Annotated in this window: 13 protein-coding genes and 1 tRNA gene; 11 read left to right on the top strand and 3 right to left on the bottom strand. The window is 62.1% G+C overall.

All coding sequences use genetic code 11. The annotated features are described in order from the left end of the window. From AC3EA7_RS14050 to AC3EA7_RS14030, 5 genes are all read left to right on the top strand, one after another. Complete coding sequence (locus AC3EA7_RS14050; RefSeq protein WP_488614688.1) at positions 1 to 1,059, top strand: SPL family radical SAM protein; 1,059 nt, start codon at positions 1 to 3, stop codon at positions 1,057 to 1,059. Between the two features lie 44 nt (positions 1,060 to 1,103). Beyond that, complete coding sequence (locus tag AC3EA7_RS14045) at positions 1,104 to 1,322, top strand: hypothetical protein (RefSeq protein WP_488614687.1); 219 nt, start codon at positions 1,104 to 1,106, stop codon at positions 1,320 to 1,322. Positions 1,323 to 1,364: 42 nt separating this feature from the next. Next, positions 1,365 to 2,597: a threonine ammonia-lyase gene (gene ilvA / locus AC3EA7_RS14040; protein WP_488614686.1), complete on the top strand. Its 1,233-nt coding sequence runs from the start codon at positions 1,365 to 1,367 to the stop codon at positions 2,595 to 2,597. 24 nt (positions 2,598 to 2,621) lie between these two features. Further along, positions 2,622 to 2,837: a hypothetical protein gene (locus AC3EA7_RS14035; protein WP_488614685.1), complete on the top strand. Its 216-nt coding sequence runs from the start codon at positions 2,622 to 2,624 to the stop codon at positions 2,835 to 2,837. Positions 2,838 to 2,931: 94 nt separating this feature from the next. Next, positions 2,932 to 3,147, top strand: a complete 216-nt coding sequence (locus AC3EA7_RS14030; protein ID WP_488614684.1) for a hypothetical protein — start codon at positions 2,932 to 2,934, stop codon at positions 3,145 to 3,147. 10 nt (positions 3,148 to 3,157) lie between these two features. Here AC3EA7_RS14030 and AC3EA7_RS14025 read toward each other — a convergent pair whose 3' ends face one another. Then, positions 3,158 to 6,595 carry a BTAD domain-containing putative transcriptional regulator gene (locus tag AC3EA7_RS14025; protein WP_488614683.1) on the bottom strand — a complete coding sequence of 1,146 codons (3,438 nt, stop codon included), beginning with the start codon at positions 6,593 to 6,595 and terminating at the stop codon, positions 3,158 to 3,160. Between the two features lie 300 nt (positions 6,596 to 6,895). Here AC3EA7_RS14025 and AC3EA7_RS14020 point away from each other — a divergent pair. From AC3EA7_RS14020 to AC3EA7_RS13995, 6 genes are all read left to right on the top strand, one after another. Then, a tRNA-Gly gene (locus AC3EA7_RS14020) sits at positions 6,896 to 6,970 on the top strand. A 172-nt stretch (positions 6,971 to 7,142) separates the two neighbouring features. Then, positions 7,143 to 7,697, top strand: coding sequence for a CvpA family protein (locus AC3EA7_RS14015; protein ID WP_488614682.1), 555 nt, complete (start codon positions 7,143 to 7,145; stop codon positions 7,695 to 7,697). 45 nt (positions 7,698 to 7,742) lie between these two features. Further along, positions 7,743 to 10,250, top strand: a complete 2,508-nt coding sequence (locus AC3EA7_RS14010) for an endonuclease MutS2 (protein WP_488614681.1) — start codon at positions 7,743 to 7,745, stop codon at positions 10,248 to 10,250. A 7-nt stretch (positions 10,251 to 10,257) separates the two neighbouring features. Beyond that, a complete protein-coding gene (locus AC3EA7_RS14005; RefSeq protein ID WP_488614680.1) occupies positions 10,258 to 10,890 on the top strand; it encodes a LysM peptidoglycan-binding domain-containing protein in 633 nt (210 codons plus the stop codon). After that, on the top strand, positions 10,887 to 11,402 hold the full coding sequence (locus AC3EA7_RS14000; RefSeq protein WP_488614679.1) for a YcxB family protein: 516 nt from the start codon (positions 10,887 to 10,889) through the stop codon (positions 11,400 to 11,402). The genes AC3EA7_RS14005 and AC3EA7_RS14000 overlap by 4 nt, the downstream gene beginning before the upstream one ends. A 24-nt stretch (positions 11,403 to 11,426) precedes the next feature. After that, a complete protein-coding gene (locus tag AC3EA7_RS13995) occupies positions 11,427 to 12,503 on the top strand; it encodes a polysaccharide deacetylase family protein (protein ID WP_488614678.1) in 1,077 nt (358 codons plus the stop codon). 124 nt (positions 12,504 to 12,627) lie between these two features. Here the strand turns inward: AC3EA7_RS13995 and AC3EA7_RS13990 are convergent, their stop codons facing one another. Next, positions 12,628 to 13,842 (bottom strand): TRAP transporter substrate-binding protein, encoded by a 1,215-nt coding sequence (locus tag AC3EA7_RS13990; RefSeq protein ID WP_488614677.1) that lies wholly within the window; start codon positions 13,840 to 13,842, stop codon positions 12,628 to 12,630. 340 nt (positions 13,843 to 14,182) lie between these two features. Then, positions 14,183 to 14,404 (bottom strand): Eco29kI family restriction endonuclease, encoded by a 222-nt coding sequence (locus tag AC3EA7_RS13985; RefSeq protein WP_488614725.1) that lies wholly within the window; start codon positions 14,402 to 14,404, stop codon positions 14,183 to 14,185. Positions 14,405 to 14,586 lie beyond the last annotated feature (182 nt).

Here is a 14,586-nt window from a genome sequence, read left to right as displayed (position 1 = left end):
ATGGCGTATTACGTCGAAGAGCAGATCACAGGACCGGTCATCGGTCCACGACGACCCATCATCAACGAGTACTTTCTCTCGTCGTACACGATGGCAATCTACGGCGGCTGTGAGTTTGGCTGTCCATACTGTGACGGCTGGGCTGTTCAGCAGCGTCCGCTGAACGAGCGGGTGCGCGTGCCGGTCAATCTGCCTGAGCGGGTTCAGCGCGACCTCGATGGAGTGGACCGCGGCGATCTGGTTGGAATTACCGCGCTGAGCGATCCGTATCAGCCCGCCGAATTGACCTATCGCCTGACACGCCAGACGTTGCGCGCATTCGCGGAACATGGGCAACCGGTGCTGATCCTGACCAAAAGCCCGACGGTTGTGGAAGACCTTGCGATCCTGGAACGCATCCACGCGACCAGTCTGGCGATTGTGATGTTTACCCTGCTCACCATCGACCTGCATCTGGCGGAAAAGATCGAGGATCGAGCGCCAGCCCCGGCCTTGCGTCTTGATGCCATCACAACCCTCAAACGTGCCAGCATCCCTGTCGGAGTGGCGCTCATACCGATTCTGCCGTATGTCAACGACACCGACCTGATTCTCCACGCAACGCTCAATGCCATCGCCGATGCCGGCGCCGATTTTGTCGTCTGGGATTATCTGCTCATTCCAGACGAGCGCCACCGCGGGCGCATCAACGAGATGCTGACGCGCATCGGCCGCTATCCGCCTTCCTACTATCGCGACCTGTACCGTGGTCGCGCTCTGCCCGACCTGACGTATCGCAACGAGCGCGACCAGGCGCTGCTGGAACGGTGCGATGCGCTCAATCTGCCGGTGCGCGCTCCCCACGCGCTCTACGCCGGTCGACTGCGCCCGCAGAATGAAGCTGCGTTGCTCCTGAAGCATACCGCGTTTCGTGACAGTGTTCAGGGACGTGCGCACCTGGCGCGTCAGGGGCGTGAACTTGCCGACCTGATCTACACTGGTCGGGCAACCGATATTCAGTTGCGCGCCAGTCCGTTGTACGATGAGCTGAATGCGATTCTGCGGCGCGCGCGCCGCTAACGCCTGATTGTGCTACAATGCGGCGCAATCAGAGAGGGGGATGTATGCTGACCGTCGAACAGATTCTGGAATATCTGGAGCGCCGGATCGCCGAGCATCACCTTGCCGGCGACCGCCTGGCGCTCAAGCGCGATCAGGACGTGGCCGGGTTTCTCATGAGTGCAGCGCGCGACTCTGGCGACAAACCGCTTGCGCTGCGCTTTCAGGTGCTTGCGGCGCGCGCCGCCGATTTGCGTGAGCAACTGGAACCCGACGCAAAATAGTTCGAAGATGACCGTCGTTCGACGATGAACGCGAGGAGAAGAATGCCGATCACCCTTGACGACATTCGCGCCGCCCGTGCAGCGTTGCACGGTATTATCATCGAGACGCCGCTGCTCCCCGATGAGCGTCTCTCGCAGGAACTCAACGCATCAATCTGGCTCAAAGCGGAATGCACCCAACGAAGCGGTTCGTTCAAGGTGCGCGGGGCATACACAATGATCAGCCGCCTGCCCGATGCCGTGAGGCAAGCGGGGGTTATTGCGCCGTCGGCGGGCAACCATGCGCAGGGGGTTGCGCTGGCAGCGCGGTTGCTCGGGTTGCCCGCAACGATTGTGATGCCTGAGCGCGCGCCGTTGACGAAAATCATGGCTACTCGACGCCTCGGCGCAGAGGTCATCCTGCATGGCATAACCTTTGACGATGCTCAAATGTACGCTCGACGTCTCGAATTGGAACGCGGCATGGCGTATGTACCGGCGTTCGACCACGAACACGTGATTACCGGGCAGGGCACGCTTGGTCTGGAAATCGCCGAGGCGTTGCCCGATCTGAGCCTGATTATCGTCCCAATCGGCGGCGGCGGTCTGATCAGCGGGATTGCGCTGGCGCTCAAGGCCATCCTGCCCCACGTGCGGATCATCGGCGTTCAGGCCGCCGGTTGCGCGCCGGTACCGCGCTCACTCGCCGCCGGGCAACCTGTCGCCGTCTCCAGCGCGCACACGATTGCCGACGGCATTGCCGTGAAGCGACCGGGAGCATTGACCCTTCCGATCATTCGCAATCTGGTCGATGATGTGGTGACCGTCGATGATGACTCCATCGCGCGCGCCATTGCGCACGCCGTTCAGCACGACCATCTGGTGGTCGAAGGCGCCGGCGCCGCCGGACTGGCGGCATTGATCAGTAGACAGGTGACGCCCCGCGCCGGAGAGACGGTGTGCGTGCCCCTGTGTGGCGGCAACATCGACAGCAACCTCTTGACCCGTGTGCTCGAACAGGTGGCTGTGCGGCAGGGGCGCTACGTGCTGCTCAAATTAACCCTCGAAGATCGCCCTGGCAACCTGGCGCCGCTCCTCACGCGCGTGGCCGAGTCAGGCGCGAATGTTATTGATATTTTTCATCGCCGCGCCGTCTGGCTGGCGCCGCTCGACCGGGTAGGCATCGAATTGGTGCTCGAAGTGCGCGATGAAGCGCACGGACAGCAGGTCATTCAGCACCTGCTCGCCTCCGGCTACCATGTGGAGCGCGAAGGCGTCGGCGGATGGCCCGAGTAGCCGAAAGGACGTTGAGCGATGATTATGTCCGGCAGGAAAGATGCCGTTCTGCATCATATCCAGCGGATCGACATCCACGGAACCCGCTTCTACGACATCATCTTCGCCCACACCGATACGCCCGACCAGATGCGTCGTGCCCGCATCGGCGTGGAAAACGCCTATCCCGATCCTCGTCCCGGCGATAACATCAGTGTCGCCTATGTGATGAACGTCGTCACCGGCATTGCGCGGCGGTAATAGAATGGTAATACCGCTCCGATAGACTGTGTTCGACACACTGATGCCTGATCACTGTTGCATCGTCGTTGGATGCAACGAGGAGGATAGTGGAATGAGCCAGCGGCGTACAGAGGCTTTTTTACTGCGTCTGGTCTTTCAAGATGACCAGACGGACCCGGAAATGTGGCATGGTCGAGTGCAGCACATCGGCAGCGGTGATGAGCGAATGTTTCGCACCTTGCAGGAAGCGCTGACGTTCATCCGCTATCGTTGCGAACGCCTCCAGGAACGCAACGCATCTCCCGACGACCTGCCGCCTCAGAAGTGACAGTCATCTCTCACCGCAGGTCGCGCAGCGCGTGATAGAGCGCAGTCGTTTTGGGCAATGGCGTAATGCCCAATTCATTCTGCAATACCGTGACGCACCGCGAATACAGCCGCAGCGCCGTGCTGCGCTCGCCAAGCGCAGCATGCGCGCGCATCAGCAGGCGATAGGCTTCTTCCTGGGTCTGATCGATCTCGATCACGCGCCATCCCAGACCAATCGCCTCGTGAACAGCGCCCTCTTCGAGGAGCAACGCGCCCAATCGCAGCGCCGCCTCGATAAACGCCAGCGCCAGCCGTTCACGTTCGACAACCGTCCAGTCTTCGTACATATTGTCCGGCAGGTAGGGACCGCCATACAACCGGATGGCGCGTCGATAGGCAGCGATCGCTGCGGCGCGCTGACCGCGCTGATCCGCGCGTCGTCCTTCGTCAATGGCATCGACGAATTCCACAACATCAATCCGATGGTCGCTCGCGGTGTTGAAGGCATACGTTTCGCCCTGCTGCACCAGATAGGCGGAAGGGGCGCCATCGGGTCGATCCGGCTCGAGCGCTTTGCTCAGCCGGTTGATCGTAACGCGCAAATTATTGATCGCCGCATCGATCTCCATGTCGGGCCAGAGCGCCTCAACCACCCGTTCGCGCGGCAGCGCCCGTCCCCGTTCCGTCAGCAGCAACTGCAACAACTGACGCGCTTTACTGCTGCGCCATTCACGGTCGCGGATCTCGTGATCGCCTCGCCAGACGGTGAAGGCGCCAAGCATACGAATGCGTAACACGTAGGGTGGGCGATACACCAGGCGGTTGAGTGCTTCTTCAGCGATCTGGCGCACTGCCGGATTGCGATCCTTGAGCAACGCCCGTAATGCCGGATAAGCGACCGCCGTGCCGGTTTCACCAAGCAGCCGCGCCGCCTGCGCACGCACCTCCGGCGACGAGTCCCCCAATGCGTCTTGCAAGAGGTCCACAGTCTCATCGCCGAGATGAAGGGGCAGGATGCGCCCAAGCACGTCCCCCCCTATCCCGGCGCGCAATGCAGCCACCGCCACATCTTTCAGGGCTGCGGCGGGCATCATGGGCAGGAAACGGCAGCGGTCCTCGCCGGCAACCGACCATCCGGTGCGGAGCCATCCATCGCGCAGCGCCGCAGCGCCGCAGCGCCCGGCAAGGTATGCGCCATAGAGGCAGGCAGACGCCAGAAACAGCCGATAACCACGATGCTGCATCTGTTGAACGGTCGTTTTCAGCAGGTCGAGCGCCTGCCGATCCTCACCCGCCTCGCCAAGCACAATTGCGAGCAGAAGACGCAGACGCAGATCGGGCGCCATGCCTTCCACTTCATCGAGACGGCGTACAAACGCAGTGGCGGCGGTGGCGGCGCGCGCCGCCTGACCGCGCCGCAGTGTGTTGTACAGTTCGATGGCTTGCAGCGACGCGAGCGGCGCCAGCGCGCCAAGGTCGTGAAAGGCGGCGCGCGCCTGCGCAATGTAGATCGCCGCTTCATCGAGACGCCCCTGCAGTGAGAGGAGCAACGCCAGTTGCGCTGCGCTCACGCCGGCCGTGCCGTCGCGGTAGTAGTCCAGCAGGTAGCGATGAGCATCGAGCGCCAGGGCAAGCGCCTCGGCGTGCTGGCCAAGGAGATAGAGCGCCATCGCCCGCTGACGCAGGAGATTCTGTCGCATGCGGTCGTTGCTGTCGATCTGCTGCAACTGGAGCGCTTCATCGACCACTGCCAGCGCATCGGCGGGACGGCCCAGCTGATTGTGGATCGACGTGACAATCATCGCCAGCAACCAGTGCCACGCCGGATTGAGCGGATGAGCGGCCGCATGGTGGGCAACGCGAAGCGCAGCCGGGAGACGCCCGCGAATAGAGAGCATCGCAGCAGCGCACGTCAGCGCGGCGCCACGCGACCAGGCATCACGCGCCTGGTTGGCGGCGCGGATGGCGCGCACGCACACGGCGGCGAAATCGGTCGGGCGCGCCTGCCAGAAGAGCAGCGCTGCAAGATCGGAGTACGCGCGCAACTCGCGTGCCGGCGCCTCCGCCCGGCGGAACAGATCGGCAGCCCGTTCGATAATCTGCGCCGCAAATGGCGGATTGGCGACGATCTGGCTGTATCCCCACATATACAACAATTCGGGGTTGGCATCGCGTCGCTCCGCCGGTATCTGTTCAATCCAGCGCCGCACAGTACTCCGACGTGGTGAATTGAGCAGGGGCCAGGCGTGTTCGAGCAGGGCGCGTTCGAGATCATCGATGCTGTTGGCGCGGGCATAATGATCGAGCGCTTCCTCGAGTTCGCCGCGCAGCTCGAACTGCCGCCCGAAGCGGCGATGGAAGGCGGCAAGGGTTTCGTCGTCTACCATCTCGTGAATATCACGCAGCAGCAATTCGCGCCAGAGCGGATGGAAGCGTAAGCGATCACTTTGCGGATCGATCGGTGTCAGCGGCAGACCCAGTGAGCGAATACGGCGCAACAGGTATGGGACATCCTCACGCAACAGCGCCTCTGCCAGCAGGTCGGCGTCGAAATGTGGCGGAAGCGCAGCAAGGCGAAGAAACTCCAGCACATCGGCAGGAAGATCGGCGAGCACCTCTGCTGCCAGATACGCCAGCAACTGCTCGCTTCCACCGCCTAATGCAGCCACGAACTCACTGCGGCGCTCAACCGGCTGTTCGGCGAGCACCCGGGCAGCAAGCTGCAAACTCAGCGCCCATCCCTCGGTACGCGCCAGCAGCGTCGTCAGCTCCTCATCCGAGAGTGTCACGCCCTGGATCGCCAGTAACTGGCGCGCCTGCTCTGGAGACAGATAGAGATCGGATTGACGCACCTCGACAATACGACCTTCCGTGCGCAGGCGCGCCAGCGGCGGGATATGCAACTCGCGTCGTGAGGCAATCACGATATGCAGAGAAGGCGGCGCGGCGCGCAGCAGATAGCCAAGAATCTGCCCGATGACCGTCGCGTCGATCACCTGATGCAGATCATCAAGGAACAGAAAGGCTGCCGACAACACATACCGCTGCAAATCGCTGCACAGCGCCCCGGCGACCAGCGGCCAGTCGCGTTCGAGATTCGCGGCGCTCGACAACACCCGCACTGCATCCTGTCCGATGGCGGGAAATGCCGTCTGAAACGCACGAACCAGGTACGCCAGAAACAATGCCGAGTCGCGTTCGCCGGCATCGAGGGTCAACCAGGCGACCGGCGCAGCAGTACGCCCCAACTCCTGCGCCCATTGCGCGATCAACGTCGTTTTCCCATATCCGGCTGGCGCTATCACGAGGGTGAGCGGTTGCAACCGCACTTCCGCCAGCAACGCCTGCAGATCGGGTCGAAGGAGAACTCCCTCGCGCAGGGGCGGGAGAGTCAGTTTGAGCGGCAGCAGCGCCTGCGCTACGCGGCTGGGATTTCTTGATTCGATGCTGTGGTCAGGCGCACCCATACCGTTCAGACTATCGTTGTGCCTGGCACAATGTCATCTCTTCATGCTCGCATGTCAACATTCGTGAGCATGGTATCACACTATGCACGATCGCGCTTCCCTGCTCCATCCGCCAAACGCACCTCGCAGTCAATGCGAGCATAGATCCTTTCTGATGCATATTGTACACGGAACGTCAACTTTTGCCTATGATCCGGGACTTAAGAACTATTTTTCCCGGCTCATGGACTACTCCCCCTGACCCAAGCGCGCATGGCGATCTTGACAGAAGTCGCCGAAACTGCTACAGTATCAGTGTACGCGGGAGTGGCGCAACGGTAGCGCATCTGCTTCCCAAGCAGAGGGCTGCGGGTTCGAATCCCGTCTCCCGCTCCACAATCAGGGCGGCACACCGGCAAACCCCACTGACCGCACAGTGGGGTTTGCATTTCGGCGGAACATCGCGTGCCGTTCGCTCCCGACCGCACTGTGTTGACATACGAGAAGCATCGCGCGTCGATATGCTATAATACGTCCTGCGCCGTCGGATAACGGATAGGAGGGCGCATTGAATCTGATCGACATTCTGTTTTTGCTTGGCGTGCTTGGCGGGCTTGCCCTGGGGTTCTTTCAGGGTACGATCCGGCTGGCGATTGCGATTGTTTCATTCTATGTCAGCATCATCCTGGCAAGTCTCTACTTCCAGGCGCTTGGGCGTTTCTTTCGTGAACGCTTCGGCACATCGTTCGATGTGGCACAGATCGTCGCGTTCGGCGTCATCCTGCTGGTTGCATTCCTGTTGATCACCACTGCCGGGCTGTACACGTTTCGCTACGCCACGATGCCGGCCAGTCTCGACTTCATCGATAAAATCGTCGGCACACTCCTTGGTCTGGTGCTGGGAGCATTGTTCCTGGGCATGCTTGCCATTCTGCTCGAGCAACTGTTTGTGTTTCGCGATACGGCAGGGACGGTGACGTTTCCGATTGTCAAGGCGATACAGAGCGGGGTGCGCGGCTCGGTGCTCGTGCAGTTCTTCGCCAATAATATTCTGCCGCTGATCTATCAGTCGGTGAAGCCCATCCTGCCGCGCGAAACCGAGATCATCTTTCTCATTCGATAATCACTCAGGCAGCGCCCTCCTGCCTGCGTTGTTGAGGTCCTTCCTGTGGCTATCGCCCTCCAGACGCTCGAAACCCTTGAGTTTCCCAAAGTTCGCCAGCAACTTGCGCGCTCCACGGCGTTCTCGGTGTCGCGCGACCTGGCGCTGACTCTGGCGCCGTCGGTCGATCCGGTCGATGTGCGCCGTCGCCTGCGCCTGACCGATGAGGCGCGTCGTTTGCTCGACGAGATGCCCGATCTCACTATCGGCGGTGCGCGTGATGTGCGCCCTGCGGCCGGTCTGGCTCGGCGCGGCGGGGTGTGCGATGCGGCGACGCTCCTCGAGATTGTCGCTACCCTTGCAAGTGCACGGCGTCTGCGCACAACATTGCTGAAACTCGACCCGGCCATGTTCCCGCTCCTCCGCAAGATCGCCGCCGATCTGCCGCTCCTGCCGGAGATCGAAGATGCGATTACACGCGCGATCGGTGACGATGGCCAGGTGCTCGATAGCGCAAGCCCGAAACTGGCGCGGCTGCGCGCCGAGGTGCGCACTGCATTCAACCGCCTGCAGGAAAAGCTCCACAATCTGATCATGTCCCACGGCGATGCGCTGCAAGAGCCGATCATTACAGTACGCAACGGGCGCTATGTCATTCCGGTGAAAGCCACACACCGACGCACTGTGCGCGGACTGGTGCATGACCAATCGGCAAGTGGCGCCACACTGTATATCGAGCCGTTGACCGTCGTCGATCTCAACAATACCTGGCGCGAATTGCAACTCGCTGAGCACGAAGAAGTCGAACGCATTCTGGCGGAACTCTCGACGCAGGTCGGCGATCACGCCGACGCGATCGTTACCGGTGTCGAGGCGCTGGCAACCCTCGATCTGGCGTTTGCCATGGCACGGTATGCCGTCATGATGCGCTGCGTCATGCCGGACATTGTCGATGCGCCTCCGCCTGATGAGCCGTTTCTGCTGCTGACCGCCGCGCGCCATCCGCTGATCGAGCCGCAGCACGTCGTGCCGATCGCTATGCGCCTCGGCGGTCCGTTTCGCATCCTATTGATCACCGGTCCTAATACTGGCGGCAAAACGGTCGCCCTCAAGACGACCGGCCTGCTGGCGTTGATGGCGCAAGCCGGAATGCACATTCCTGCGTCTCAGCCCTCGCGCCTGCCGGTGTTCCGGCAGATATTCGCCGACATCGGCGATGAGCAGAGCATCGAGCAGAGCCTCTCGACGTTTTCGTCGCATATGACGAACATCATTCGCATCCTGCGCGCACTGGAGGGTGAACCGGATGCGGAGCGCGCCGACGTATCGGAGACGGAGCGTTTGACCAACGGGCGCGCAATCGATACCGATGCCTCGCCGGGATCAGCCCCCGCCGACCGCCTGCCGGCGCTGGTGTTGCTCGATGAACTGGGCGCGGGCACCGATCCGGTGGAGGGGTCGGCGCTGGCGCGTGCCATTATCGAGCGTTTGCTCGAACTCGGCGTGCTCGGCGTCGCCACCACGCACTACGCCGAGTTGAAATCGTTTGCCTACGCCACACCCGGCGTCGAAAACGCATCGGTCGAGTTCGATGTCGAGACCCTCGCGCCCACCTACAAACTGACCATCGGTTTGCCTGGGCGCTCGAATGCGCTGGCAATCGCTGCGCGGTTGGGGCTGTCGCCGGCATTGATCGAGCGTGCCCGCGCCAGCATGGCGCGCCAGGATGTGCAGGTCGAGGATCTGTTGGCGGGCATCCATCGCGAACGCGATGCTGCTGCGGCAGAATTGCAGCGTGCGACGGAGGTGCGCATCGATGCCGAGAAGTATCGGGAACGACTTGCTGCCGAGTTGCGTGAGTTCGAGGCGCGGCGCAACGAGGCCTGGCAATCTGCACGCGATGAGATCGAAGCGGAGTTACGTCAGGCACGCAGCGAGGTGCGGCGCTTGCGCGATGAGTTTCGTTCGGTGTCGGTCTCGCGCCAGTGGCTCGAGGAGGCGGAACGGCGACTGCAGGAGACGCGCGCCAGCCTTCCCGAAACCCCGCCAGGCAAACCTGCCGAACGCACGACGATGACCGTCGTTGAGCAGGGTCCGCGCCCGCTGCGCCCCGGCGATGTCGTGCGGGTGCGTTCTGTCGGGTTGACCGGCGAGATCCTCTCGATCGACGAAGAAGAGCAAACTGCCGAGGTGCAGGTTGGCGGGTTCCGGATGCAGGCCGATCTTGCCGAACTGACGCGCGAAAAGCGGAGCGACGGGCAAGAGGGTCCGCCTGTCCGCCCCGCATACGAATCGCGTGGCACGTCGATCCCTGCGCCGCGTGACGTCTCACTTGAGCTCGACATGCGCGGTTGGCGGGCTGCCGATGTGCGTGACCGGCTCGATCACTACCTGAACGATGCCTATCTCGCTGGATTACCGTGGGTGCGCATCATTCACGGCAAAGGCACCGGCGCACTGCGGCAGGCGGTGCGCGAATTTCTTCAGCAGCATAAACTGGTTGCATCGTTCAGCAGCGCCAGTGCAACGGAAGGTGGCGACGGCGTTACCATCGTGCGTCTGCAAGAACGGTGACCCGGCTATGTCGCAGTGGATGCTGATCATACTCCTTCTGACTGCGCTCCTGTTGCCGCTGATCGGCGCTGTTGCGCTGCGCCTGACGCGGCAACGCCTCGATGAGCGGGTGCGCCTCACGCTAGCGGTCGTCATCTTTGGCGCGGCTTTTGGTACAGTCTTTGCCCTGGCGCGCAGCAATATATCGAGCCTGCGCATCGCCGATCTGACCGTTATGCAGCCGATTGCCGCTCCCGCCGAAGCGCCTGCGCTGCAGCCAACCGACGTTCTATCGCCAGAAGAGATCACCGCCACACCAGTGGCGCCAACCGCCGAGCCGACCGCGACGCCGGAACCGACCGCTGAGCCGACTGCGACGCCGGAACCGACCGCTGAGCCGACCGCGACGCCGGAACCGACTGCCGAGCCGACTGCGACGCCGGAACCGACCGCGACGCCGGAACCGACCGCGACGCTGGAACCGACCGCCACCCCCGTACCACAGGCGGGTCCACGGCGGTATGTGGTACAACCGGGAGACACGCTGCGCACGATCGCAGAACGCAACGGCGTGACCGTCGAAGCGCTCCTGCGCGCCAACAATCTGACGCCTGCCGCTGCCGACAACTTGCGGATTGGACAGGAGTTGATCATCCCATGACAGCCGCCACGCCAGTAAACGCACAACGTATGACGTTGCAGTACACCCACACACTCGATGAACAACTGCATGCCTGTCGGCTCTATCAGCGTTCGACGCGCAAGCATCTGTTCTACAAGTTCGTTGCGATTGTCGCCATCTTCACTGCTGTCTGGATTGCATTTACTGCGGGAGTGCAAGCGGCGGCGTTGCTGCTGCTGGCGCTTGGGCTGTTCACCTGGTTCGATCCTGTGCCGTTATTGCTGGTCTGGTCCACGTTCCGCAGCAGTCCAGCATTGCGCCAGCCGATTGAGACTGTCTTCGACCGGCAGGGTGTCCATTTTCGCTTCGGAAAGGAACGGGTCAGCAGAACCTGGGATCGTTATCAGTCGTTTGTAGAAAGTGACCGTGTGTTCGTCTTGATCCATGGCCGTTGGGCGTATTCGGTTGTGCCAAAACGCGCCTTTGCCGATCAGAAAGCCATCGATGAGTTTCGGGAACTTCTACGCGCAAACATCCGTCGATCTTCGTGAGAAGATCAGACACTGGTGGATGGTATGGAACAGCGCAGCACCAGTCTCCCGCTCATTCTACTGACCCTGTTGACAGGGATCGCGCTTGGTTGGTTCCTCAACGACCTGATGCGCCGCCCTGCGCCGCCGCTGGCGCTCGAGTCGCCTACGCCACTTTCCACAACGGCGCCGACCGCTATCGTGTCAGCCGGGCTGACTGCCACCGTGCCGACCGCGCCGCCATCACCGCCAACCGCGTCTCCTGCCCCCACCGTTACGCTCCCGCCGCCAACATCCGAGTCGCTGCCCACAGCCACGCCCCTGCCCCCGCCGCGCGTTGTCGGCTATGCAGGGCATCGAGTAGTTGCGGGTGAGACGCTCGCGCAGATCGCGGAACGCTATAGCAGCACTGTGGCGCTTATCGAAGCATACAACCGGCTCGATGCGCCGCCGCGTGCCGGAAGGGAACTGGTTGTGCCATTGCTCGCGCCCACTGACGCGGGTGAAGCGCTGCTGGTACAGCGCGGCGGCACGGAGCGCCCCTGGATCGCGCTGACCCTCGACGCGGGCGCCGGCGCGGCGCCGACGCCGCGCATTCTGGCGGCGCTGCGCGAGCGCGGCATAACGATCACCTTCTTCCTTACCGGACGCTGGATGCGCGCCAATCCCGATCTGGTGCGTCAGATGGTGGCGGACGGGCACGAACTCGCCAACCACACAGTGAACCATCCCGACCTGACGACGCTCGACGATGACGCCATCCGCCGCGAATTGAACGAAACCGAGGCGATTCTGCAGGAGATTGCGCCGGGAGCGACGACGCGCCCCTTCTTCCGCCCTCCTTACGGTGCATACAATGAGCGGGTGCTGCGTGTCGCGCTGGCGGAAGGGTACCTGCCGGTTTACTGGACGCTGGACAGCCTGGATTCGGTCGGTGAACCGAAGACGCCGGAGTTTCTCGTCGAGCGGGTGACCCGAAAACTCAGCCCGGACGACCTGCGCGGCGCGATCATTCTGGCGCACTGCGGCAGCGACGCAACCGCCGGCGCATTGCCGGAGATTCTGGATCGATTTGCAGCGATGGGGTTCGAGGTGCGGAAACTGTCTGATGTGCTCCGGTAATGTGGCGCCCCCCCACAGGGGGGCGCCCCTACTGAGCAGGTCGCCATATACATAGGGGCAGGACCCTGTGCCTGCCCCGTCCGCAATGGATCTGCCCCTCGTAGACGCCCACAGGGGGGCGCCCCTACTTATTGTAGACGTAGTTGGTGAAGCCGGCCTCGTTCACCTTATTCCACTCATAGATCGCCTCGCGGAATACCTTCCACTCTTCGTAGATCGCCTTGAAGTCGGCGTCCTTGGCGGCGAACTCATCGTACAGTTCAAAGGCGGCTTTCTCGGCGGCAGCAAGGATTTCCTTACTGTAGGGTTTCAGCTGCGCGCCGCCGTCTACCAGGCGCTTGAGGGCTTCGCGGTTGCGCGCATCGTACCGCGCAAGCATCGTAATATTTGCCTCAGCCGCTGCGGTTTTGATCGCCTCCTGATATGCCGCGGGCAGCTCATTCCAGCGGTTGAGATTGACCTGCACTTCGAGCGTGGGACCCGGCTCCCACCAGCCTGGATAGTAGTAGAACTGCGCTGCCTTGTTCAGTCCAAGTTTCTCATCGTCATACGGTCCGACCCACTCCGCCGCATCGACGGCGCCGGTCTGAAGCGCCTGGAAGATTTCGCCGCCTGGGATAACCTGCACTGTGACGCCGAGTTTGGTCAGCACCTGCCCGCCGAGACCAGGGATGCGCATCTTGAGACCCTGGAGGTCAGCGACAGTGTTGATCTCTTTGCGGAACCAGCCGCCCATCTGGACGCCGGTATTGCCTGCCGGGAACTGAATGACGCCGAACAGTTTGGCGTACAGCGCCTGCAGTTTCTCCAGCCCGCCGCCGTCGTACAACCATGCGTTCTGCTGCTGCGCATTGAGACCAAAAGGAAGTGTGGTGCCAAACGCTGTGACCGGGCTTTTGCCAACGTAGTAGTACGATGCAGTGTGCCCGATCGGAACCGCATCCTGCTGCACCACGTCGAGCACCTGAAGAGCAGGCGCGAGTTCGCCTGCCGCGCGCGGCGTGATCTTGAACTTCCCGCCGGTCATTGCCGCCACACGATCGGCGACTGTCTTGGCGCCGCCGAAGATCGTGTCGAGCGCGACGGGCCAACTGGTGGCCATGTCCCACTCGATGGACGGCATCTCGCTCGTCTGGGCTGGCGCCTGCGCCTGCGGTGCGGTCGCTACCGGGGCAGTCGTCGCCTGCTGGCCGGGGGCGGTCGTCGCCTCAGGTTGGCCAGGGGCAGTCGTCGCCTGCTGGGCTGGCGTCTGCGGCGCCTGACCACACGCGGCCAGTGTGGCAGCCGTCAGGGCTGCACTGCCCGCCGCAACGCTGCGAAGAAACACTCGTCGTCGCATGCCTTTTTCGCTCCTTGTTTCAGAAATCTGTTGGCCGGAAAGAGAGGTGTACAAAAAGTATACTTGATAACGTTTAGATGCGCAATAGGCAATAGGCGAGAGGCGAGAGGCGAGAGGCGAGAGGCGAGAGGCGAGAGGCGAGAGGCGAGAGGCGAGAGGCGAGAGGCGAGGGGTGAGAGGTGAGGGGTGAGAGGTGAGAGGTGAGTGAGGTTGCAGGTGGAGCGGTAATAAAGTCGCAGATTGGGCATTTCCAGGAGAGGCTGTAGTACCGCAATGTCTCTGTCAGGATGTGAAGGGTTAAGGGCGGCACGTTGAATGTTGAATGTTATAAGCAGCGAAGTCAGAGACGCGAAGTTCCCCTGCATGTGAGCGTCTGGCGCACCTCTTCAGCAACCTGCTCGGGCGTTTTCGGACAACCTTGAAGCCTTGCCGCCCATAGGCGACCGGGATGCAACGTGTCCCAAGCAGAGCGCTGCTGGTTGTACCTGCCTTTGCCGGGGTCGTGATTTCCGAATACCCGCGTAGCAAACTTTCTACGAGTGTTGTGCCGACTCCGGCGAATGGGTCCAGCACGTGAATATCTCGTCGACCAGGATCAGGAAGATAGTGCTGGAGAGCATCGCCGACGAAACCTGCCGAGAAACCGGCAATCCACGGAACCCAGCGATGGATCGCGTCCTGTTTGTTTCGCTCAAATGCCGGGTCACGTAAGAGCGTAGCATCCGACTCCGCGCCTGGAACGCT

The sequence above is a fragment of the Roseiflexus sp. genome (assembly GCF_057785375.1).
The sequence above is the reverse complement of the archived record's forward strand: the minus strand, read 5'-3'. Positions and strand labels throughout refer to the sequence as shown.

Bases quoted from the DNA above. Each gene is read 5' to 3' on its own strand.
- AC3EA7_RS13990 (WP_488614677.1), bottom strand. From the start codon at position 13,842: ATGCGACGACGAGTGTTTCTTCGCAGCGTTGCGGCGGGCAGTGCAGCC.
- AC3EA7_RS14050 (WP_488614688.1), top strand. From the start codon at position 1: ATGGCGTATTACGTCGAAGAGCAGATCACAGGACCGGTCATCGGTCCA.
- AC3EA7_RS13995 (WP_488614678.1), top strand. From the start codon at position 11,427: ATGGAACAGCGCAGCACCAGTCTCCCGCTCATTCTACTGACCCTGTTG.
- ilvA (WP_488614686.1), top strand. From the start codon at position 1,365: ATGCCGATCACCCTTGACGACATTCGCGCCGCCCGTGCAGCGTTGCAC.
- AC3EA7_RS14025 (WP_488614683.1), bottom strand. From the start codon at position 6,595: ATGGGTGCGCCTGACCACAGCATCGAATCAAGAAATCCCAGCCGCGTA.
- AC3EA7_RS14000 (WP_488614679.1), top strand. From the start codon at position 10,887: ATGACAGCCGCCACGCCAGTAAACGCACAACGTATGACGTTGCAGTAC.
- AC3EA7_RS14045 (WP_488614687.1), top strand. From the start codon at position 1,104: ATGCTGACCGTCGAACAGATTCTGGAATATCTGGAGCGCCGGATCGCC.
- AC3EA7_RS14005 (WP_488614680.1), top strand. From the start codon at position 10,258: ATGTCGCAGTGGATGCTGATCATACTCCTTCTGACTGCGCTCCTGTTG.
- AC3EA7_RS14035 (WP_488614685.1), top strand. From the start codon at position 2,622: ATGTCCGGCAGGAAAGATGCCGTTCTGCATCATATCCAGCGGATCGAC.
- AC3EA7_RS14030 (WP_488614684.1), top strand. From the start codon at position 2,932: ATGAGCCAGCGGCGTACAGAGGCTTTTTTACTGCGTCTGGTCTTTCAA.